This is a genomic window from Herbidospora sp. RD11066 (assembly GCF_054661255.1).
The window spans coordinates 29,901-49,539 of the sequence record NZ_BAAGDO010000010.1; the positions used below are offsets into that span (position 1 = coordinate 29,901).

General features: G+C 70.0%; 20 protein-coding genes. 12 read left to right on the forward strand and 8 right to left on the reverse strand.

The genetic code is table 11. From position 1 onward, the window contains the following. Positions 1 to 261 precede the first annotated feature (261 nt). From ACYQ78_RS31575 to ACYQ78_RS31620, 10 genes are all read left to right on the forward strand, one after another. Entirely contained in the window at positions 262 to 1,269 is a 1,008-nt protein-coding gene (locus ACYQ78_RS31575) for a hypothetical protein (RefSeq protein WP_459804602.1), read from the forward strand. A gap of 51 nt (positions 1,270 to 1,320) precedes the next feature. Further along, positions 1,321 to 3,222 (forward strand): excinuclease ABC subunit UvrC, encoded by a 1,902-nt coding sequence (gene uvrC, locus ACYQ78_RS31580; RefSeq protein WP_459804603.1) that lies wholly within the window; start codon positions 1,321 to 1,323, stop codon positions 3,220 to 3,222. Then, positions 3,219 to 4,118, forward strand: coding sequence for an RNase adapter RapZ (gene rapZ, locus ACYQ78_RS31585; protein WP_459804604.1), 900 nt, complete (start codon positions 3,219 to 3,221; stop codon positions 4,116 to 4,118). Before uvrC ends, rapZ begins: the two co-directional genes overlap by 4 nt. Then, positions 4,115 to 5,062, forward strand: a complete 948-nt coding sequence (locus ACYQ78_RS31590; RefSeq protein WP_459804605.1) for a gluconeogenesis factor YvcK family protein — start codon at positions 4,115 to 4,117, stop codon at positions 5,060 to 5,062. Before rapZ ends, ACYQ78_RS31590 begins: the two co-directional genes overlap by 4 nt. Positions 5,063 to 5,125: 63 nt before the next feature. Continuing rightward, positions 5,126 to 6,106 carry a DNA-binding protein WhiA gene (whiA, locus tag ACYQ78_RS31595; RefSeq protein ID WP_061300671.1) on the forward strand — a complete coding sequence of 327 codons (981 nt, stop codon included), beginning with the start codon at positions 5,126 to 5,128 and terminating at the stop codon, positions 6,104 to 6,106. A 156-nt stretch (positions 6,107 to 6,262) separates the two neighbouring features. Beyond that, positions 6,263 to 7,267 carry a type I glyceraldehyde-3-phosphate dehydrogenase gene (gap, locus tag ACYQ78_RS31600; protein WP_459804606.1) on the forward strand — a complete coding sequence of 335 codons (1,005 nt, stop codon included), beginning with the start codon at positions 6,263 to 6,265 and terminating at the stop codon, positions 7,265 to 7,267. Continuing rightward, a complete protein-coding gene (locus ACYQ78_RS31605; RefSeq protein ID WP_459804607.1) occupies positions 7,267 to 8,454 on the forward strand; it encodes a phosphoglycerate kinase in 1,188 nt (395 codons plus the stop codon). Before gap ends, ACYQ78_RS31605 begins: the two co-directional genes overlap by 1 nt. 1 nt (position 8,455) lies before the next feature. Further along, positions 8,456 to 9,220 (forward strand): triose-phosphate isomerase, encoded by a 765-nt coding sequence (gene tpiA, locus ACYQ78_RS31610; RefSeq protein WP_459804608.1) that lies wholly within the window; start codon positions 8,456 to 8,458, stop codon positions 9,218 to 9,220. Positions 9,221 to 9,336: 116 nt separating this feature from the next. Continuing rightward, on the forward strand, positions 9,337 to 9,567 hold the full coding sequence (secG, locus tag ACYQ78_RS31615) for a preprotein translocase subunit SecG (RefSeq protein ID WP_030452236.1): 231 nt from the start codon (positions 9,337 to 9,339) through the stop codon (positions 9,565 to 9,567). A 71-nt stretch (positions 9,568 to 9,638) separates the two neighbouring features. Further along, entirely contained in the window at positions 9,639 to 9,986 is a 348-nt protein-coding gene (locus tag ACYQ78_RS31620; RefSeq protein WP_082802128.1) for an RNA polymerase-binding protein RbpA, read from the forward strand. A 48-nt stretch (positions 9,987 to 10,034) separates the two neighbouring features. Here the strand turns inward: ACYQ78_RS31620 and ACYQ78_RS31625 are convergent, their stop codons facing one another. Beyond that, positions 10,035 to 11,624, reverse strand: a complete 1,590-nt coding sequence (locus ACYQ78_RS31625; protein ID WP_459804609.1) for an amidohydrolase — start codon at positions 11,622 to 11,624, stop codon at positions 10,035 to 10,037. A 1-nt stretch (position 11,625) separates the two neighbouring features. After that, the gene (locus ACYQ78_RS31630) at positions 11,626 to 13,014 is read right to left on the reverse strand and encodes an NAD(P)/FAD-dependent oxidoreductase (protein ID WP_459804610.1); all 1,389 of its coding nucleotides are present in this window, start codon (positions 13,012 to 13,014) and stop codon (positions 11,626 to 11,628) included. Positions 13,015 to 13,200: 186 nt separating this feature from the next. On the opposite strand from ACYQ78_RS31630, the gene ACYQ78_RS31635 reads away from it, so the two are divergent. Continuing rightward, the gene (locus ACYQ78_RS31635; protein WP_459804611.1) at positions 13,201 to 14,232 is read left to right on the forward strand and encodes an N-acetyltransferase family protein; all 1,032 of its coding nucleotides are present in this window, start codon (positions 13,201 to 13,203) and stop codon (positions 14,230 to 14,232) included. Between the two features lie 59 nt (positions 14,233 to 14,291). Here ACYQ78_RS31635 and ACYQ78_RS31640 read toward each other — a convergent pair whose 3' ends face one another. Beyond that, complete coding sequence (locus tag ACYQ78_RS31640) at positions 14,292 to 14,912, reverse strand: Clp protease N-terminal domain-containing protein (RefSeq protein WP_459804612.1); 621 nt, start codon at positions 14,910 to 14,912, stop codon at positions 14,292 to 14,294. A 38-nt stretch (positions 14,913 to 14,950) separates the two neighbouring features. Continuing rightward, on the reverse strand, positions 14,951 to 15,457 hold the full coding sequence (locus tag ACYQ78_RS31645; protein WP_459804613.1) for a GNAT family N-acetyltransferase: 507 nt from the start codon (positions 15,455 to 15,457) through the stop codon (positions 14,951 to 14,953). Between the two features lie 22 nt (positions 15,458 to 15,479). Here ACYQ78_RS31645 and ACYQ78_RS31650 point away from each other — a divergent pair, with 22 nt between their 5' ends. Further along, a complete protein-coding gene (locus ACYQ78_RS31650; RefSeq protein WP_459804614.1) occupies positions 15,480 to 16,208 on the forward strand; it encodes a hypothetical protein in 729 nt (242 codons plus the stop codon). On the opposite strand, the gene ACYQ78_RS31655 is transcribed toward ACYQ78_RS31650, so the two are convergent. The 4 genes from ACYQ78_RS31655 to ACYQ78_RS31670 all read right to left on the reverse strand — a co-directional run bounded on the left by ACYQ78_RS31655 (position 16,195) and on the right by ACYQ78_RS31670 (position 18,782). Next, positions 16,195 to 17,151 carry a quinone oxidoreductase family protein gene (locus ACYQ78_RS31655; RefSeq protein WP_459804615.1) on the reverse strand — a complete coding sequence of 319 codons (957 nt, stop codon included), beginning with the start codon at positions 17,149 to 17,151 and terminating at the stop codon, positions 16,195 to 16,197. The genes ACYQ78_RS31650 and ACYQ78_RS31655 overlap by 14 nt on opposite strands. After that, positions 17,151 to 18,020 carry a dioxygenase family protein gene (locus ACYQ78_RS31660; RefSeq protein WP_459804616.1) on the reverse strand — a complete coding sequence of 290 codons (870 nt, stop codon included), beginning with the start codon at positions 18,018 to 18,020 and terminating at the stop codon, positions 17,151 to 17,153. The genes ACYQ78_RS31655 and ACYQ78_RS31660 overlap by 1 nt, the downstream gene beginning before the upstream one ends. Positions 18,021 to 18,138: 118 nt before the next feature. Continuing rightward, positions 18,139 to 18,318 (reverse strand): hypothetical protein, encoded by a 180-nt coding sequence (locus ACYQ78_RS31665; RefSeq protein ID WP_459804617.1) that lies wholly within the window; start codon positions 18,316 to 18,318, stop codon positions 18,139 to 18,141. Positions 18,319 to 18,347: 29 nt separating this feature from the next. Further along, positions 18,348 to 18,782, reverse strand: a complete 435-nt coding sequence (locus ACYQ78_RS31670) for a PPOX class F420-dependent oxidoreductase (protein ID WP_459804618.1) — start codon at positions 18,780 to 18,782, stop codon at positions 18,348 to 18,350. Positions 18,783 to 19,639 lie beyond the last annotated feature (857 nt).

Here is a 19,639-nt window from a genome sequence, read left to right on the forward strand (position 1 = left end):
CGGGAATCGGTCTCGGCTTCGGCGCGGAGGCGAGACCGATTCCCGTCATCCTGGAACAGGCGGCGCGAGAGGCTCTCGGCACGTTGGCCGGCTCGCCATCATGCAGCCGGAGGTGGCTCCCCGGAATCGCACCGGCGACGGCTCGTGCCTCACCAGGAATGGTGGCTCGTGGCGGTTCCCGTTGCGGGTTTCCTCGGGAACGGGGGTCGGCTTGGGGTGTCGGGGGCGGTTGGTTGACGGTCGGTTGATGATCATGGAGGTGTGAGGGGGTTCGCGCAGGCCGAGCGGTCCGGGTGGTATGTCCTGGTCGCGGGGGCCGTGCTGGGGTGGGCGCTGCTCGTCGCCTACCGGCACGCCTGGGTGGGGGACTGGGATCTGCACGTCGCCACGATGCGGGCGGCGCTCGACGACGTCCACGCCGACGGGTCGCCCTACGTGCTCGGGCTGGCGTTCGTGGCCCGGGTCTGCGGGGCCGAGCCGGAGACCGTGCTCGGGGTCGCGGGGATCCTCAACGTCCTAGCCCTGCTGGTCGCCCTCCGGGTGTTCGGCCGGAGGCTGGGGGCCGGGGACGCCACCGTGGCGCTCGCCGCCGGGTTCACCGTCGTCCTGTGGGGGGTCGACGGGTTCGGCTGGAGCGGGTTCCCCGGGCTCACCTCGTTGTCGTTCGCGTTCGCCTTCCCGTCCACTCCGGCGGCCGCGTTGATGGTGCTGACCTGGGCCCGGCTCGTCGGGTTCCGGGACAGCGGGCGGGGGCTGGTGGCGCTCGTCGTGCTGCCGCCGGTGATCGTGCTGGTGCATCCGTTCACGGCCGTGGCGGCCGTGGTCGGGATCGCGGGCATCCTGGTCGCCCGGCGGTGGGAGTGGCGGCGGCTGGTGCTGATCGTCCCCGCGGGGGTGGGGGCGGTCGCACTGGCGCTGGCCTGGCCCTATCCGGAGGTGACCGGGCCGCTGACCGATGCGCCGGAGCTGTACCGGCCGCTCGTCGAGGAGCCCCTGTCCCGGTACGGGCTCGCGCTCATCGGTGTTCCGGCCCTCCTCTACGGTCTGCGCCGGCCGCTCGGCCGGGAGCTGCTGATCATCGCGGTGCTCGGCGCCGTCGTCGCCGGGCTGGCCGTGGCCGCCGGGCGGTACGAGTTCGCCCGGCTCATCCCCGTCGTGGTGCTGATGTGCCACCTGGCGCTGGCGCGGCACCTGGGGGAGCGGCTGCCCGGATGGCGGCCCTATGCGGTGGTGACCGCCATCGCCTGCATCGCCGGGACACTCCCGTGATGTCCTTGATCATGGAAACGGAATGTCAGTGGGGGCGGATAGTCTTGGAGAGTGGCTGATCCGGCAACCTATCGGCCCGCACCCGGATCGATCCCCGAGTCTCCCGGCGTCTACCGTTTCAGGGATCCCTCCGGCCGGGTGATCTACGTGGGCAAGGCGAAGAGCCTGCGGCAGCGGCTGAACTCCTACTTCGCCGACTTCGCGAGCCTCCACTTCCGCACGCAGTCGATGCTGACCACGGCGGCCCGCGTCGACTGGACGGTCGTCGGCACCGAGGTCGAGGCCCTCCAGCTCGAATACTCCTGGATCAAGGAGTTCGACCCCCACTTCAACGTCAAATACCGCGACGACAAGTCCTACCCCTACCTCGCGGTCACGATGGCCGACGAGTTCCCGCGCGTGCAGGTCCTGCGCGGCGCCAAGCGCAAGGGCACCCGCTACTTCGGGCCCTACAGCCACGCCTGGGCCATCCGCGAGACGGTCGACCTGCTGCTGCGCGTCTTCCCGGTCCGCACCTGCTCGGCGGGCGTGTTCAAGCGCGCCGGCCAGATCGGGCGGCCCTGCCTGCTCGGCTACATCGAGAAGTGCTCGGCGCCCTGCGTCGGCCGGGTCACCCCCGACGAGCACCGCGCCCTGGCCGAAGACTTCTGCGACTTCATGGCCGGCAACACCACCCGCTTCATCAAGCGCATCGAAACCGAGATGCGCGAGGCGGCGGCGGTCGAGGAATACGAGCGGGCGGCCCGCCTGCGCGACGACGTCCAGGCCCTCCAGAAGGCTTTGGAGAAGCAGGCCGTGGTGCTCGGCGACGCCACCGACGCCGACGTGGTCGCCCTGGCCGAAGACGAGCTCGAGGCCGCCGTCCAGGTGTTCTACGTGCGGGGCGGGCGCATCCGGGGCCAGCGCGGCTGGGTGGTCGACAAGGTCGAGGCGTCGACGCCGGGCGATCTGGTCGAGCACTTCCTCATCCAGATGTACTCCGAGGCCGAGATCCCGCGCGAGATCCTCGTCCCGGCCAACCCGCCCGACCTCGACGCCGTGGTCGAGCTGCTGTCAGAGTCGAAGGGGGCCCGCGTCCAGGTGCGGGTGCCGCAGCGCGGCGACAAGAAGTCGCTGATGGAGACGGTCGAGCGCAACGCCAAAGAGGCCCTCACCCAGCACAAGCTGCGCCGCTCCAGCGACCTGACCAGCCGCAGCAAGGCGCTGCAGGAGCTCGTCGACGGGCTCGACCTCGAACAGGCGCCGCTGCGCATCGAGTGCTACGACGTCTCCCACATCCAGGGCACCAACGTGGTCGCCTCGATGGTCGTGTTCGAAGACGGGCTGGCCCGCAAAAGCGAATACCGGCGGTTCCAGATCAAATCCACCGAAGGCGACGTCGCCTCGATCCACGAGGTCATCACCCGGCGGTTCCGCCGCTATCTCGAAGAGCGCAGCGCCACCGGCGAGCTCGGCGGCGAAGCCACCGGTGAGCCGATCGACCCCGAGACCGGCCGCCCGCGCAAGTTCGCCTACCCGCCCAACCTGGTCGTCGTCGACGGCGGTCCCGCGCAGGCCGCGGCGGCCCAGCGGGCCCTCGACGAACTCGGGATCGACGACGTCGCGGTCTGCGGCCTGGCCAAGCGGCTCGAAGAGGTCTGGCTGCCCGGCGACGACGAGCCGGTGATCCTTCCGCGCACGAGCGAGGCGCTCTACCTTCTGCAACGGCTCCGTGACGAGGCGCATCGCTTCGCGATCACCTACCATCGTGCCAAGAGGTCCCGATCGCTCAAAGAGAGCGCTCTGGACACGGTTCCCGGTCTCGGCCCCGCCCGGCGGCAGGCTCTTCTCCGGCACTTCGGCTCCGTGAAACGCCTTGGTGACGCGACGGCCGCCGAGATATGCGAGGTTCCCGGCATCGGACCGGCGACGGCCGAAGCGATCGTCGCGGCGTTGAAGGGGGAGAGCGCATGAGCGACACCGGCACCCAGACCGGCAGTGAGGCCGGCAGCGAGCCGGGGTTCGTCATCGTCACCGGCATGTCCGGCGCCGGGCGCAGCACCGCGGCCAAGGCGCTGGAAGATTTGGGCTGGTTCGTCATCGACAACCTGCCGCCCGGCCTGCTGTTCTCGCTGGCCGAGGAGGCCGGGCGGGTCAAGCTGGCCGCCGACCACGTGGCGGCGGTCGTCGACGTCCGGTCGCTGGCGTTCACGACCGACCTCAACGCCGCCATCGAGGAGCTCGACGGGCGCGGGGTCGAGGTGCGCGTGGTGTTCCTGGAGGCCAGCGACGACGAGCTGGTGCGGCGGTTCGAGAACGTCCGCCGGCCGCATCCCCTCCAGGGGGAGAACCGTCTCGTCGACGGCATCGACCGTGAGCGCGGCATCCTGCGCGAGGTGCGGGCCAACGCCGACCTGGTGATCGACACCTCCAAGCTCAACGTCCACGAACTCCGTAAGAAGATCGTCTCGTTCTTCGGCGGGGAGGACCGGCCAGGCCTTAAGGTCAACGTGGTGTCGTTCGGTTACAAATACGGCCTTCCGGTCGATGCCGACCTCGTCGTCGACTGCCGTTTCCTGCCCAATCCTCACTGGGTGCCGGAGTTGCGGCCGATGAACGGTCTCGACGTACCGGTGAGGGAATATGTGCTCAGCCAGCCCGGCGCCAAGGAGTTCCTCGACGGCTACGAGGAGGTCTTCGGCGTGGTCGCGGCGGGTTACACACGTGAGGGCAAGGGCTACGCCACCCTCGCGGTCGGCTGCACCGGCGGCAAGCACCGCAGCGTGGCCATGGCCGAGCAGCTCGGCGCCCGCCTGCGCGAACGCGGCATGGACGTCCAGGTCAGCCACCGCGATGTGGGTCGCGAGTGAGTGAGGGCGGCCCTGGAGGAATCAGGGTCGTAGCGCTCGGAGGCGGCCACGGTCTGCACGCCTCGCTCTCCGCCCTGCGCCGGGTCACCACCGACCTCACCGCCATCGTCACCGTCGCCGACGACGGCGGCTCCAGCGGCCGTCTTCGCCGCGAACTCGGCGTCCTGCCGCCCGGCGATCTGCGTATGGCGCTCGCCGCTCTGTGCGGCGACGACGAGTGGGGCCAGACCTGGTCGAGGGTCGTCCAGCACCGCTTTCACGGCGAAGGAGACCTGCAGGGCCACGCGGTCGGCAACCTGCTGATCGTCGCCCTCTGGGAGCTTCTTGACGACCCTGTCAAGGCGCTCGAGTGGGTCGGCCGCCTCCTCGGCGCCCACGGGCGGGTGCTGCCGATGGCGTCGGTGCCGCTCGACATCGAGGCCGAGGTCGAGCTCGATGGCCAGGTCACGACGGTGCGCGGGCAGGTCGCGTGCGCGCTCACCCCCGGGCGGGTGCGGGCGATATCGCTGGTTCCGTCCGATCCGCCGGTCTCCCCGGAGGCGGTCCGGGCCATCCACGAGGCCGACTGGGTGGTGTTCGGGCCAGGGTCGTGGTTCACCAGCGTGCTGCCGCATCTGAAGGTCCCCGAGCTGGCCAGGGCCCTGGCGACCACGAGCGCCCGGCGGCTGGTCATCCTCAACCTGGCCCCGCAGCCCGGCGAGACCGACGGCTTCTCACCGGAGAACCATCTCGAGGTGCTCCGCGACCACGCGCCGTCGTTGCTGGTCGACGCGGTGGTGGCCGACCGGGGCGTGGTGCCCGAACCGGGTGAGCTGGAGAAGGCCGTGGTGGCGCTCGGAGGGCGTCTGATATTGGCCGATGTGGGAGCCTCTGACGGATCTCCCAGGCACGACGCACCACGTCTTGCCACTGTCCTGGACGAGATTTTCCGCGAGAAGCGGTGATACCCCCTAGTCAGCGTGCGAGACACTAACGGCCATAGTCTGTTTGGGGGAGGACACGCGCTAATGGCCATGACAGGCGTGGTAAAAGACGAGCTGAGCCGCCTTCCGGTGCTCAAGCCCTGCTGCCGCAAGGCCGAGGTGTCGACGCTGCTGCGGTTCGCCAGCGGGCTCCATCTGGTGGGCGGCCGGATCGTGATCGAGGCCGAACTCGACACCAACGTGACGGCCCGACGCCTGATCAAGGACATTGGCGAGGTGTTCGGCCACAAGGCCGAGGTGCTGGTGCTGGCCCCGGCGGGGCTCAGGAAGGGGTCGCGCTACGTCGTCCGCGTCTACAAGGACGGCGAGGCGCTGGCCCGGCAGACCGGTTTGATCGACAACCACGGCCGCCCGGTGCGGGGTCTCCCGCGCCAGGTCGTGTCGGGGGCGACGTGTGACGCCGAGGCCGCCTGGCGGGGCGCGTTCCTGGCCCACGGCTCGCTGACCGAGCCGGGCCGGTCGATGTCGCTCGAGGTCACCTGCCCGGGGCCCGAGGCCGCGCTCGCGCTGGTCGGCTCCGCGCGGCGGCTGAAGATCCACGCCAAGGCGCGTGAGGTGCGCGGGGTCGACCGCGTGGTCGTCCGCGACGGCGACGCCATCAGCGCCCTGCTGACCCGCCTCGGCGCCCACGACAGCGTGCTGGCCTGGGAGGAGCGCCGGATGCGGCGCGAGGTCCGCGCCACCGCCAACCGCCTCGCCAACTTCGACGACGCCAACCTGCGCCGCTCGGCCCGCGCGGCGGTCGCCGCCGGTGCGCGCGTGCAGCGGGCCCTGGAGATCCTCGGCGACGACGCCCCCGAGCACCTCGTGATCGCCGGGCGCCTGCGCGTGGAGCACAAGCAGGCCTCGCTGGAGGAGCTCGGCCAGATCGCCGACCCGCCGCTCACCAAAGACGCCATCGCCGGCCGCATCCGCCGCCTGCTCGCCATGGCCGACAAGCGCGCCCAGGACCTCGGCATGCCGACCACCGAGGCGAGCCTCACCGCCGACATGTTGAGCGGCTGAAACAGCCACATTTTTTACAGTTAGCCGCCCCGCTTTGCGGCTTTCTTACGCTATGACGCCCTCCGGCAGACCCACTTGGTCTAAACCAATTTGAGTCCGATAGGGTCTGCACCGAGGTTTCAGTCACGTAACGACGGACGAGGAGATCGGATCCCCGTGACCATCCGCGTAGGCATCAACGGCTTCGGCCGGATTGGCCGCAACTTCTGGCGAGCTGCCGCGGCCAGCGGCAAGGACATCGAGGTCGTTGCTGTCAACGACCTCACCGACAATGCCACGCTCGCCCATCTGCTGAAGTACGACAGCATCCTGGGTCGTCTCCCCTTCGAGGTGAAGGCGACCGCCGACGAGATCATCGTCGACGGCAAGGCCATCAAGGCCTTCGCCGAGCGCGACCCGGCGAACCTGCCCTGGGGCGACCTGGGCGTCGACGTCGTCGTCGAGTCGACCGGCTTCTTCACCGACGCCAACAAGGCCAAGGTGCACGCCGAGAACGGCGCGAAGAAGGTCATCATCTCCGCTCCGGCGAAGAACGAGGACGTCACCGTCGTCATGGGTGTCAACCACACCTCTTACGACCCGGCGAACCACACGATCATCTCCAACGCGTCGTGCACCACCAACTGCCTGGCCCCGCTGGGCAAGGTCCTCAACGACTCCTTCGGGATCGAAAAGGGCCTCATGACGACGATCCACGCGTACACGCAGGACCAGAACCTGCAGGACGGCCCCCACGCCGACCTGCGCCGGGCCCGCGCCGCCGCGCTGAACATCGTCCCCACCTCGACCGGCGCCGCCAAGGCGATCGGCCTGGTGCTGCCGGAGCTCAAGGGCAAGCTCGACGGCTTCGCGCTGCGCGTGCCGATCCCCACGGGCTCGGCGACCGACCTGACCGTCGAGCTCAAGCGCGACGTGACGGTCGAAGAGGTCAACGCCGCGTTCAAGGCCGCCGCCGAGGGGCCGCTGAAGGGCTACCTGACCTACACCGAGGACGACATCGTCTCCAGCGACATCGTCACCGACCCGAGCTCCTGCATCTTCGACGCCGGCCTCACGAAGGTCTTCGGCAACCAGGTGAAGGTCATCGGCTGGTACGACAACGAGTGGGGCTACTCCAACCGTCTCGTGGACCTCATCGAGTACGTGGGTGCCTCGCTCTGATGCGTGGTCTCGACAAGCTCGACGTGAAAGGTCGGCGCGTCCTCGTACGCGCCGACCTGAACGTTCCCCTCGACGGGGACGTGATCACCGATGACGGCCGCATCCGCGCCTCGATCCCGACGATCCGGGAACTGGCGGGCCGCGGCGCCAAGGTGGTCGTCGTTGCGCACCTGGGCCGTCCCAAGGGCCAGGTCAAGCCGGAGTTCTCGCTGGCCCCCGTGGCCAAGCGGCTCTCCGAGCTGCTCGGCGAGCCGGTCGCCTTCGCCTCCGACGTGGTGGGCGACTCCGCCCGCGCCACCGTCGCGGCGCTGGAGCCGGGGCAGGTCGCGCTGCTGGAGAACCTCCGCTACGAGCCGGGCGAGGAGTCGAAGGACGACGCCGTGCGCGCCGACTTCGCGGCCCGCCTGGCCATCCTCGCCGACCTCTACGTCGGCGACGGGTTCGGAGCGGTCCACCGCAAGCACGCCTCGGTCTACGACGTGCCGAAGCTGATCCCGCACGCCGTCGGCGGCCTGATCGCCGCCGAGGTCGACGTGCTGAAGAAGCTGACCGAAGACCCGGCCCGCCCCTACGTGGTGGTGCTGGGCGGCGCGAAGGTCTCCGACAAGCTCGGCGTCATCGCCAACCTGCTGGCCAAGGTCGACCGCCTGGTGATCGGCGGCGGCATGGCCTACACCTTCCTCAAGGCCCAGGGCTACGAGGTCGGCAAGTCGCTGCTGCAGGAAGACCAGCTCGACACGGTCCGGGGCTTCCTCAACGAGGCCCACAAGAGCGGCGTCGACCTGGTCCTGCCGGTCGACATCCTCGCGGCCACCCACTTCGCCGAGGACGCCGAGTTCGAGGTCGTCGACGCCACCGCCATCCCGGCCGACCGGGAAGGCCTGGACATCGGCCCGCGCTCGCGCGAGCTGTTCGCCCAGAAGCTGGCCGACGCCCAGACGGTGTTCTGGAACGGCCCGATGGGCGTGTTCGAGTTCGAGGCGTTCTCGGGCGGCACCCGTGCCGTCGCCGAGGCGCTCGTCCGCTCCGACGCGTTCACCGTCGTCGGCGGCGGCGACTCCGCCGCGGCCGTCCGCAAGCTCGGCCTGCCGGAAGACGGCTTCTCGCACATCTCCACCGGTGGCGGCGCCTCCCTCGAATACCTCGAGGGCAAGGAACTGCCCGGCCTGATCGCGCTGGAGGACTGACGTGAGCCGCAAGCCGCTCATCGCCGGCAACTGGAAGATGAACAAGAACCACCTTGAGGCGATCAAGCTGGTTCAGGAACTCGCCTTCTCCCTGACCGACAAGGACTTCGACAAGGTCGAGGTCGCGGTGCTGCCGCCGTTCACCGATCTGCGCAGCGTCCAGACCCTGGTCGACGGTGACAAGCTCCGCATCGTCTACGGCGGACAGGACCTGTCCGCCCACGACGGCGGTGCCTACACCGGGGAGATCTCCGGCGTGATGCTCGGCAAGCTGGGCTGCACCTTCGTGGCCATCGGCCACTCGGAGCGCCGGCAGTACCACGCCGAAGACGACTCGCTGGTCAACACCAAGGTCCTCGCCGCCTACCGCAACTCGGTGACCCCGATCCTGTGCGTGGGCGAAGGGCTGCCGGTCCGGCAGGCGGGCAACCAGGTCGAGCACACCCTCGCCCAGGTCGACGGCGCCCTCAAGGGCGTCTCCGCCGAGCAGGCCAAGACGATCGTGATCGCCTATGAGCCGGTCTGGGCGATCGGCACCGGCGAGGTCGCCACTCCTGACGACGCTCAGGAGGTGTGCGGCGCGATCCGGGTGCGACTCGCCGAGCTGTACGACGCGGAAGTCGCCGACGCCGTCCGTATTCTTTACGGAGGCTCGGTGAAGTCTGACAACGTCGCCGCGATCATGGCGCAGCCCGACGTCGACGGTGCGCTCGTCGGTGGGGCCAGCCTCGACCCGGCGGAGTTCGTGAAGATCTGCCGGTTTTAGCGCAGATGTCGGCCTAGCTGGGTCATTATGGGGGTGCGACTTGACAACAGGTCGTACCCTCATAGAGCACGTTTGAATCGTCATGCCGCTCAGGCGCTATCCGGAAAAGGTCTGCCGTGACTATCGGAATCTCCATCGCCCTCATTCTGTCGAGCTGCCTCATGGTGCTGCTGGTTCTGCTCCACAAGGGCAAGGGCGGCGGTCTGACGGACATGTTCGGCGGCGGCTTCGCGTCGTCGTTCGGCGGTTCGTCCGTCGTGGAGCGCAACCTTGACCGCCTCACCGTCATCACCGGCGTCGTGTGGTTCGTCTGCATCATCGCGCTCGGCCTGCTGCTCAAGCCGTAGCAGCCCCGAGCGTCACATAGGGTTCAGTCTCTCCCCGTGTTCCCCGCGGGGCGATCAGCGAGGAGTAATCCGTGGGTAGTGGCAACGCGATCCGTGGCAGTCGAGTCGGCGCGGGCCCGATGGGCGAGGCCGAGCGCGGCGAGGCGGCCCCCCGAGTGCGTGTCGCCTTCTGGTGCGCCAATCTTCACGAGACGCGTCCCAGTTTCGCCAGTGACGCGGCCGTCCCGGAGTTCTGGGACTGCCCGCGCTGCGGCCTGCCCGCGGGTCAGGACCAGGCCAACCCGCCTGCTCCGCCGCGCAACGAGCCCTACAAGACCCACCTCGCCTACGTGAAGGAGCGCCGTAGCGACAAAGACGGCGCGCAGATCCTCGCGGAGGCACTGGAGCGGCTGCGCACTTCTTCGCGCCCGATCTACTAGGTCTTCACCGAAACGGCCCCGCTGGTCTCCAGCGGGGCCGTTTGTGTTTTATCCGAATACCTGGTCGCCGTCGATGAATGTGGCCCGGACTTTCGTGAGGGCGATGTCGCCGGCGGGTCCGGTGAAGGGGTCGCGGTCCAATACGACGAGGTCGGCCGGGCGGCCCGGTTCGATGACGCCCGCGGGTGAACCGTTCAGCCAGGCGCTGCCCGCCGTGTACGCCGTCAGGATCGTCCGCAGGTCGAGCGCCTGGCCCGGCAGGAACGGCTTCGAGGTGTGCCCTGCGTGGTGGGAGCCGGGGGGTTCGACCCGGTTGACGGCGACGTGCATGCCTTCGAGGGGGTTCGCCGACGACACCGGCCAGTCGGAGCCCGCCGCGAGCCGCGCCCCGGCCGCGACCAGGTCGGCGAACGGATACTGCCAGCTCGACCGGGGTTCGCCCAGGTAGGGGAGGGTGAGCTCGTCCATCTGCGGGCTGTGGGCGGCCCAGAGGGGCTGGAGGTTGGCGACCGCGCCCAGCTTGGCGAACCGGGGGACGTCGTCGGGGGTGACGATCTGCAGGTGGGCGATGTGATGGCGGTGGGCGGGGTTCGTACCGGAAAGGGAATCGAGCACTTCCCGCACGGCGCGCTCGCCGATGGCGTGGAAGTGCACCTGGAAACCGAGCCCGTCGAGTTCCCTCACGTATTCACGAAGCAGTGAAGGCTCCACGTAGGACAGGCCGGTTCCCCCGCAGCGGCAGTAGGGCTCGATGACCGCCGCCGTGAAGTTCTCCGCGATGCCGTCCTGCATGATCTTGATGGACGTCGCCCGGAACCGGTCGAGGCCCTCGGCCGCCGCTCGCCTGGCGACCAGTGACGGGATCTGCTCGGCGCCCTGGGTGCGGTCCCACCACAGCGCGGCCACCACCCGGGCCTTCAGCAGGCCCTTCCCGGCCACCGACAGGTAGGTGGGGAGCTGGTCGTCGGAGCCCGCGTAGGAGCCCACGATCGCGTCCTGCCAGCCGGTGACGCCCAGGGAGAACAGGTACCGCTGCGCGTCGAGCAGGGCCTCCTCCTGGTCCTGGGAGGTTGGGCGGGGGGTGAGCAGGCCGACCAGGTCCATCGCGCCCTCGTGCAGGACACCGGTCGGGGTGCCGTCGGCGTCGCGTTCGATGCGGCCGTCCGCCGGGTCGGGGGTGTCTCGGGAGATCCCCGCCCGCTCGAGAGCTCTGGTGTTGACCCACGCCGCGTGGTGGTCGCGCTGGATCAGGTAGGCCGGGCGGTCGAGGAAGTCGAGCTGCTCGCGCCGGGGGAGACCACCGGGGAAGGCGGCCATGTCCCAGCCGCCGCCGCTGATCCACTCGCGATCGGGGTGTGCACCCGCGTAGAGGGCGATCTCGTGGAGGTAGGCGTCGAGGCCGTACACCTCCGACAGTTCGCACAGTCTCCGTTCGAGACCGGCCTGGACCGGGTGGACGTGGGAGTCGGTGAAGCCGGGCGTCAGCAGGCCGCCGTCGAGGTCGAAGGGTTCCGCCGACGGAGTGGCGATCTCGTCGAGAGCGCCCACGGCGGTGACGACGCCGTCGCGGACCAGCGCCGCTTCGGCGAAGCCGTCGGGGGTGAAGACGCGGCCTCCGTGGAACAGGGTCTCGGTCAATTCAGTGTCCTGTGATCTTGTCGGCGATTCTGGCCAGCACGGACGTGCGGGGCACGCCGCCGGCCTCCCGGGCGTCGGCGAGCCGGTAGAGACGGTACATCGCGTGCACTCCCGTCCAGCGCAGGGGCTCCGGCTCCCATTTGCGCACCTTCCTCCCCACCCAGGGGAGGGCGGTCAGGTCGGTGTCGCGGCGCAGGACCAGGTCGCGCAGGGTGCGTCCGGCGAGGTTGGTCGCGGTGACGCCGTGGCCGGTGTAGCCACCGGCCCAGCCGAGGCCGGTCGACGGGTCGAGGCCCACGGTCGCGCACCAGTCGCGCGGCACGCCCAGCACCCCCGACCAGGCGTGCGCGATCGTCGTCGAGCGGGCGGCGGGGAAGAAGCCGAGGAGCAGCTGCCAGAGCGCGTCGACGGTCCAGCCGTGGGTGCGGCCCCGGTCGTCGACCTTGGAGCCGTAGAGGTAGGGGCGCCCCCGGCCGCCGAAGGCGATGCGGTCGTCGGCGGTGCGCTGGGCGTACATGTAGTAGTGGGCCAGGTCGCCGAGCAGTTCGTGGCCCTCCCAGCCGACCTCGTCCCAGAAACTCTGCGGGAGTGGCTCGGTGACGATCATGGAGCTGTTCATCGGCAGCCAGTCGCGGTGGTTGTCCTTCAGCGTCGCGGTGAACCCCTCGGTGCAGCGCAGCACCACGTCGGCGCGGACCGTTCCCCGCGCCGTCGTCACCTCGCCGGGCGCGATGCCCGTCACCTCGGTGCCCTCGTAGATCTCCACACCCAGGTCCTGTACGGCTGTCGCCAACCCTCGGGCCAGTTTCGCCGGCTGCACTCTGGCGCAGTGGGGGCTCCAGGAGGCCGTCAGGGCGCCGTCGACCCGGATGTGCTCGTTCACCGGCACCACGGCCACGTCCTTGGGACCCCAGCCCCAGGCGTGCTGCGCTTCGACCTCCTGCTCCAGGCGCAGCGCCTGGGCGGGGGTCCTGGCGACGTTGAAGACGCCGCCCTTCACGATGTCGGCGTCGATGCCCTCGGCCGCGCAGACCGCGATGACCTCGTCGACCGAGGTGAACAGCTCCCGCTGGAACGCCCGAGCCGCGTCGGCGCCGTGGGTCTTGGCGTAGCGCTGCGGGCTCCCCGGGAGCAGCCCGGCCAGCCAGCCCCCGTTGCGGCCGGAGGCGCCGAACCCCGCGAACTCCTTCTCCAGCACCACCACGTGGAGCGACGGATCGGCCTTGATCAGGTAGTACGCGGTCCACAGGCCGGTGTAGCCGCCCCCGATGATCGCCACGTCGGCCCGCAGATCGCCACTCAAGCGGTGGACGGGCTCGGGGACGCCGAGCGCCCGGTACCAGTAGGAGACGTCACCGTTGGCGAAGGAATCGGAGAGCGGAGCGTTCATAGGTGTAATCCTGCTCTATTCGTCATCGATGGCGCATCTCACGACGGAACGCGTCGTCCAAGGGCTGTTAGCCACCGCTATACGAAGACTTAACGCGATCTGTCATGACGAAACGGTTGGCATACCCGTCGGTAGCACCTGCGTAACAACGCTCCGCCAGGCTGAGGTCAGCGGAAGGGAGACGACATGGGGTTTCTGCGGATCAGGACGACGGTAGACGAGCGTCCCGGGCGGCTGGCGTCACTGGCGTCGGCGCTCGCGGCCAAGGGCGGCAACATCCTCGGCCTGTCCGTGCAACCCGACTCCGACGGCACCGTCGACGAGTTCATCGCCGACATCCCGGCCTCCGCCGACGACGTGCGGGCCGCCCTGGAAGAGGCGGGCGGGCGCCGCGTGAAGGTCGTCCCGGCGACCGCCCACGAACTGACCGACGAGCCCACCCGGGTGCTGCTGCTGGCCGCGCGGCTGCGGGCGATGCCGTGGCGGCTCCCGGAGATCCTCGGCGACCTGCTGCGCGCCGACGACGCCCGCTGGGTGTTCGGCGCGGTGCGCGGCGAACTGCCCGACCCGACCCTCCTCGTGGTGCCGGTGGCGCCCCGGCGGGCGATCCGGCTGCGACGGACCGGCCTGCCCTTCACCCTGACCGAGGCGGCCCGCGCGTCGGCGCTGGTCCGGCTGGCCCAGCCGCCGGCCGACCCCGTCTCGGCCGAACGCGCCCTGTCGCTGGGCGACGGGACCGAGGTACAGATCAGGTCGCTGGCGCCGATCTACCGCGAGGCCGTACGCGACCTGCACGAACGCTGCTCCCCGGAGACCCGCAGGTTCCGCTACTTCACCTCGTCGCCGAGCCTGCCGCCGCGCGTCTTCGACCGGCTCTGCGACCGGTCGAAGGGGCACTCGCTGGTGGCGGGGCACGACGGCCAGGTGGTGGCGCTGGCGAGCCTCACCTTCGGCTCGGAGCCCGGCATCGCCGAGATGACCTTCCTGGTGGAGGACCGCTGGCAGGGCCGGGGCCTCGGCTTCGCCCTGGCGCGGCTGCTCCTGGAGGAGGCCCGTGACCTCGGCCTGGCCGAAGTGCGGGCGACGCTGCTGTCCGACAACGCGCGCATGCGGAGTCTTCTGATCTCCCTCGGCGCCACGCTCGGCTACACCGAGGACCCCGGTGTGGTCGAGGCGAGGATCGCCGTGGGTGTGCTGGCGCCGGTCGTCCCGGCCTAGACCGCGCCACACGGGAACATTCCGGTCCGGGGCGGCTCAGGGGCCCCGGACCGGGATGATCACTTCTCCGGATCGGGCGGCGCGCCCATCGCGTCGAGCCGCCGGTGCAGGCTCTCCAGGCTGTCGAGGACCTGCTTGAGCGTCCGCCGGTCTTCGCTGTGCCGGCGCAGCGTGTTCCTGATGGCCTGGTCGCCGGGCTCGGTCAGCCGGTCGAGCACCGACCGGTCCATCGCGCCCTGGGCCTCCATGCGCTCCTCCAGCGCGTCTTTCACTACTTCGGGCACGATCCCGCACTCGACCAGCGCCTGGACGGCCACGCCCTGCTCCTCGCGGAGCGTGGCGAGCAGGATGTGCTCGGTGCCGATGTGCCGGTCGTTACGCCGCATGGCCTCCTGGTGGGCCAGCGAGAGGATCTTCTTCGACCGCGGCGTGAACGGGGTGTGGTTCACCGGCGGACCCTCGTGGGGCTTCGGCTCACCGGCGAGACGGACGATCACGGTTCTCGTCTCGTCGAGATCCACCTGGCACTCGGCCAGCGCCTGGGCGGCCAGGCCCTGGCCCTCCCTGATGAGCCCCAGCAGGATGTGCTCGGTGCCGATGGAGGTGTGGTTCAGGTTCCGGGCCTCCTCGTTGGCCAGGACGACCACTTGGCGGGCACGGTCGGTGAAACGCTCGAACACGGGTTGCCTCCGTGTGGAGTGTGGGGGGACTGCCCCCACTATGCGCCGGAAACGGCGGGCGCGCGAAGCGTATAGACGTGGACGGGCCCGTGTTCGCCCTTGCGGGTCCGGGTGCGGATCATGCCCAGCTTCTCGGCCAGGTGGCGCGACGCGGTGTTGGCGGCGTCGGTCTCGGCCACGACCTCGGGGGCGCCCCGGCTGGTGAAGGCGAAGCCGACGACCAGCCGCGCGGCCTCCAGCGCCAGCCCCTGCCCCTGCCATTTCGGATCTACGCTGTAAAGGAGCTCGGCCGCGTGGTCGTCGGTGGTCCGCAGGCCGCAGACCCCGATCTCCTGGCCGTGGACGATCGCCCAGAGGCCGTAGCCGTGGGAGGCGAAGTCCTCCCGGCTGTCGCCGACGACCTCGGCCACCAGTTCGGAGGTGACGAGCGCGTCGTCGAAGAGGTGCAGCCGCACGCTCGGCTCGTTCCAGTGCACCAGGAGCCAGGGAGCGTCGGACGGGACGATCGGCCGCAGGATCAGCCGGTCTCCGCGCAACTCGGTCATCCGGCAAGGGTATGACGTCTCCGTGAACCTGGATGAGGCTGCCCGCGACCTTTACGGACTGTCGCCCGCGGAGTTCACCGCCGCGCGGAACCGGCTGGTCAGGGAGACCGGCGACAAGGAGATCGGGAAGCTGCGCAAACCCACCGTCCTGGCCTGGGCGGTGAACCAGGTCGTGCGCGCCCACCCCGATGAGGTGGGCGAACTGCTGGCCGTGGGGGAGGAGATGCGGGCCGCCTGGGCCTCCGGCGACGGTGACGCCCTCGCCGCGCTCGCGCCCCGCCGGGCCGCCGCCGTCGCGGCGGTCTCCCGCCTCGCGCTGAAGGTCGCCGGGGGCAGGCTGCCGCCCGCCGAGCTGGAACAGACCCTCGACGCCGCGGTCGTCGACGCCGAGGCGGCCGCTCTGGTCCGCTCGGGCCGGTTGTCGGGGGCCCTGAGCTACAGCGGTTTCGTACCGACATCTTTTGTACGCAGGAAGCCCGCACCTCCCGTACAGGAGGAGGATCCGGCGGCGCGGGAGGCCGCGGAGCGGGCCCTCGCCGAGGCGCGGAGACGGCACGCGGAGTGGGCCGATCAGCTGGGGCCCGCCATCGCCGAGCGCGACGAGGCGCTGGACGCGGTGGCCGGGGCCGAACGCGCGCTGGCGGAGGCGCGTCAGCGAGCTTCTGCGGCCGAGCAGCGCCACGAGGTCGTGCGACGGGAAGAGGCCAAGGCCAGGAAGGCCCTCGACGCGGCGACGGCTAAGGACAGATGACGACCCGCCCGCGCGGCTTCCCCGCGATCGCCGTGTACGCGTCCGCCGCCTCCTCCAGGCTGAAGCCGCAGGCGATCGGCGGCGGCCGGAAGTCGCCCGCCTCCAGGTAGGGCGTGAACCGCGACAGCATCTCCGCGCACCGCACGGCGTCGAGCCGCCGGCTGTCGGACCCCATCATGCGCGCCTCGCGGTGGTAGAAGTCGACCAGGTCGAGCGTGACGGTCCGCGTCCCGACCGCGCTGATCACGATGAGCCGCCCCCGGGGCGCCAGCGCGTCGAGCGCCGTGGGCGTGGTGACGCCGCCGACCGCGTCGTACACCACATCGGCCCCGGCACCGCCGGTGAGCCGCCGCACCTCGGCGCCGGTGTCGTCGCCGAGCGGCACGAAGTGGTCGACGGGCGCGTCGCCGGCCGGGGCGGTCCGGTCGACGCCGATGATCCTGGCCCCCCGCACCCGCGCGATCTGCGCCACCGCAGACCCGACGCCGCCGCCGACCCCGAAGATCGCGATCGTCTCGCCCTTCTCCAGCAGCGCGGTCTCCACGGCCCCGAGCCACCCCACGACGAACGGCACCCCGAGGACCGCCGCCTCGGCGAAGCTGAGCCGCTCGGGCTTGCGGACCAGTGCCGCACTCGGCACCCCGATGAGCTCGGCGTGCGTGCCGTCGCGGGTGAACCCCACGTCGCCGCCGGTCCCGTAGACCTCGGCGCCGAGCCAGTCGCGCGGCCCCCCGACGACCACCCCGGCGAAGTCACGGCCGGGGATCCGGGGCAGCACGGTCCCCTCCATGTCACCGGTCACGTTCTTCAGATCCGACGGGTTCACCGACGCCGCCTTCACCGCGACCAGCGCCTCCCCGCCCCCGATGTCGGGATCGGTGACGTCGGCCACGGTCAGCACGTCGCGGGGAGGGCCGAACCGGGTGAAACGGAGCGCGCGCATCAGGCCGGGCTCAGGGTGAAGGTCCACCCGACGGTCTGGAACGGCTCGCCGATCCGGGTGCCGTCGGGGGCGGTGCCCGGCTCGTGCTGGACGAAGTCGGCGACCAGCGAGCGCTTCGCCCCGAAGACGGCGTCCCGGTCGAGATAGGGGTCGTCGCGGCGGAAGAGCATCGTGATCAGCGGGCGGAAGCCGTCGGCGTGCAGCCAGAAATGGAGGTGCTCCGGCCGCATCGGCGACCTCCCGGCGGCCCGGATGATCTCCCCGCACGGCCCGTCGGTCGGCACCGGGTAGTAGCGCGGCACGATCGACCGGTACCAGAAGAGCCCGTCGTCGTCGGTGGTCAGCAGCGCGCGCATGGCGGGCCGCCCGCCGAGCTTCTCCTCCTGCTGGACGTCGTAGTGCCCGTCACCGTCGCTGTGCCAGGTGTCCACCTTCACCCCGGCCAGCGGTTCGCCCTGGGGGCCGACGACGCGGCCGGTGACGAACATCGGCATGCCCGGCACCCCGCCGGAGATGTCGGCGCCGTTGGGCGCGGTCGGCCGGTCCTGGACGTAGAAGGGGCCGAGGAGGGTGCTGTCGGTGGCGTGGGGCCCGTGGTGGTCGTTGATCAGGTCGACCAGGACGCTCAGCCCGAGGATGTCGGACAGCAGGACGTATTCCTGGCGGGTCGCCGTGGTGATCCTGCCGACGCGCTCCAGGAAGTCCATCGCGGTGAACCACTCGTCGCCGGTGAGCCGCGTCTCGCGGGCGAAGTCGTGCAGGTGCCGCACGAGTTCGACGAACAGCTCGCGGGTGCGCGGATCGCGGCAGCCCTCGAAGGTGCTCTGCACCTCTTTGGTGATCGTGTCCTCGGTCAGGTCGATCGACATGGCCTCTCCCCCTCTTCGGACCTCTCTTTCGACGGTAACCCGAGGTCGGAAGAGGGCCCGGCCAAGCTCCGGCACCGCCTCGGCAAATCCCGGATTTACCGAGGCGGCCCGATTCTCGCTACCCGGGGATCTCGATGGCGGCCGCCGCGGCCGCCGCGCCCGCCGCGGGGGCGGAGAACTGATCGCAGGTCAGCGCGAGGCGCGCCCGGGCCTTCTCCGTGCGGAACACGCGCCTCTGCTTACCCGGCCTCCGCTTGACGCCGTCCCTGATCGTCTTGGTGGTCGGATCGTCGCCCATCGCGAGACTGCCGAGTGCGCACCCGCTCTCTAGGGAGCCACGCGCCTTCCATAGACGTGGTCGACCTTGAACGTGATCAAGACGCGGTGTTGCGCGACCATGACCGCCCGGTACTCCTCCCAGTTCGGATGATCGCCCGCGGCGGCGCGGTAGTAGTCGACCAAGGCCTGGACTTCGGGGCCGTTCGGGTCGGTTCCCGGGCCGGTCACGGTGACGGTGCCCTCGGCGGTGGCCCACGACCAGCCGTCGGAGCTGGTGACCTCCAGCGCGGCGCGCGGGTTCCGGCGCAGGTTCACGATCTTGGCCGTCCCAGCGCTCGTCGACACATAGATGACACCCGCGTCCCGGTCGTAGTAGGGCATTACCGGGGACAGCTGCGGGAGTCCGTCCTGCTTGATCGTCGCGAGAACACCGAGACGGCTTTCCGCAAGCAGATCGTGTGGGTCGAAAGACGAAACAGTCATGCGGAGAGTATGGCGATCACACCCGTGTGACAGCTCTCAGAATGGTCTCGTCGGCTGATCAGCGGGTCTTCGAACTCGGCCGCGAAGTCATATGCCGCCGGGGATGACGCGATCGCCGTGATCGACGGGGAATGCGAGAAGCAGATGCAAGGCCCCCGGCCTGACCGAACCCGCGAAGAAGGCGCCCGCCACCCTGGACCGCGAAATGGGACGGCCTCACCGCCCGCCGCGATTACCCGTGATCAGGCTGGAGTTTCGGGGGCGGGAAGCGGTCCGTTGTGGGTGCGATGGAGCGGCCTTCCATCGTTACGGCCGCATTCGCCGAGGGGTGCCAAGACGTTCAGACCGGCCATCTGGGCGGTGGCGGTGACGGTTCATCAGATGACGGCGGTGTTGCAGGCGGTATCCCCGATCCGGGAACTGCCGGCGTTCTTCTTGGTCACGACCGGCCTGCGCACCTGCCGTTCCCCATCCGGATAAACGCCGTATGAATAGCGCGACCCGAACGTCACGCCGACCTTTGGGCATGCCCTCTCACGGAATTTCCGAATAATTACGGGAAGTCGGCGCATGACGCGCTTAAGGGATGCCGCGAATGGTGCTGGAAGAAGAATGAGGTGGTCGATTCCGGCATCGAAAAGTTCTTTGACTCCCTGGATCTACAACCTCGTCCTAAAATGGGTGGCGGCGGAGAAATGGGCGCTGCCATATGTGAAGCGGTGGCTGGAAGCGCCGCTACAGATGCCCAGAGCTGAGGAGTTCTCACATATTGAGACGAGATGTGAGACGCGGCCGGTCACAGGTTGATCGCGTGTGCTGTGGAGCGGCGGTTCTCGCATCAAGGCCGACCGGCGGAG

What these genes read in the sequence shown, in the direction of transcription:
- ACYQ78_RS31670 (WP_459804618.1), bottom strand. Translation starts at nt 18,782, where the DNA reads ATGACTGTTTCGTCTTTCGACCCACACGATCTGCTTGCGGAAAGCCGT.
- ACYQ78_RS31665 (WP_459804617.1), bottom strand. Translation starts at nt 18,318, where the DNA reads ATGGGCGACGATCCGACCACCAAGACGATCAGGGACGGCGTCAAGCGG.
- ACYQ78_RS31630 (WP_459804610.1), bottom strand. Translation starts at nt 13,014, where the DNA reads ATGAACGCTCCGCTCTCCGATTCCTTCGCCAACGGTGACGTCTCCTAC.
- ACYQ78_RS31645 (WP_459804613.1), bottom strand. Translation starts at nt 15,457, where the DNA reads ATGACCGAGTTGCGCGGAGACCGGCTGATCCTGCGGCCGATCGTCCCG.
- ACYQ78_RS31660 (WP_459804616.1), bottom strand. Translation starts at nt 18,020, where the DNA reads ATGTCGATCGACCTGACCGAGGACACGATCACCAAAGAGGTGCAGAGC.
- whiA (WP_061300671.1), top strand. Translation starts at nt 5,126, where the DNA reads ATGGCCATGACAGGCGTGGTAAAAGACGAGCTGAGCCGCCTTCCGGTG.
- ACYQ78_RS31605 (WP_459804607.1), top strand. Translation starts at nt 7,267, where the DNA reads ATGCGTGGTCTCGACAAGCTCGACGTGAAAGGTCGGCGCGTCCTCGTA.
- ACYQ78_RS31655 (WP_459804615.1), bottom strand. Translation starts at nt 17,151, where the DNA reads ATGCGCGCGCTCCGTTTCACCCGGTTCGGCCCTCCCCGCGACGTGCTG.
- ACYQ78_RS31635 (WP_459804611.1), top strand. Translation starts at nt 13,201, where the DNA reads ATGGGGTTTCTGCGGATCAGGACGACGGTAGACGAGCGTCCCGGGCGG.
- rapZ (WP_459804604.1), top strand. Translation starts at nt 3,219, where the DNA reads ATGAGCGACACCGGCACCCAGACCGGCAGTGAGGCCGGCAGCGAGCCG.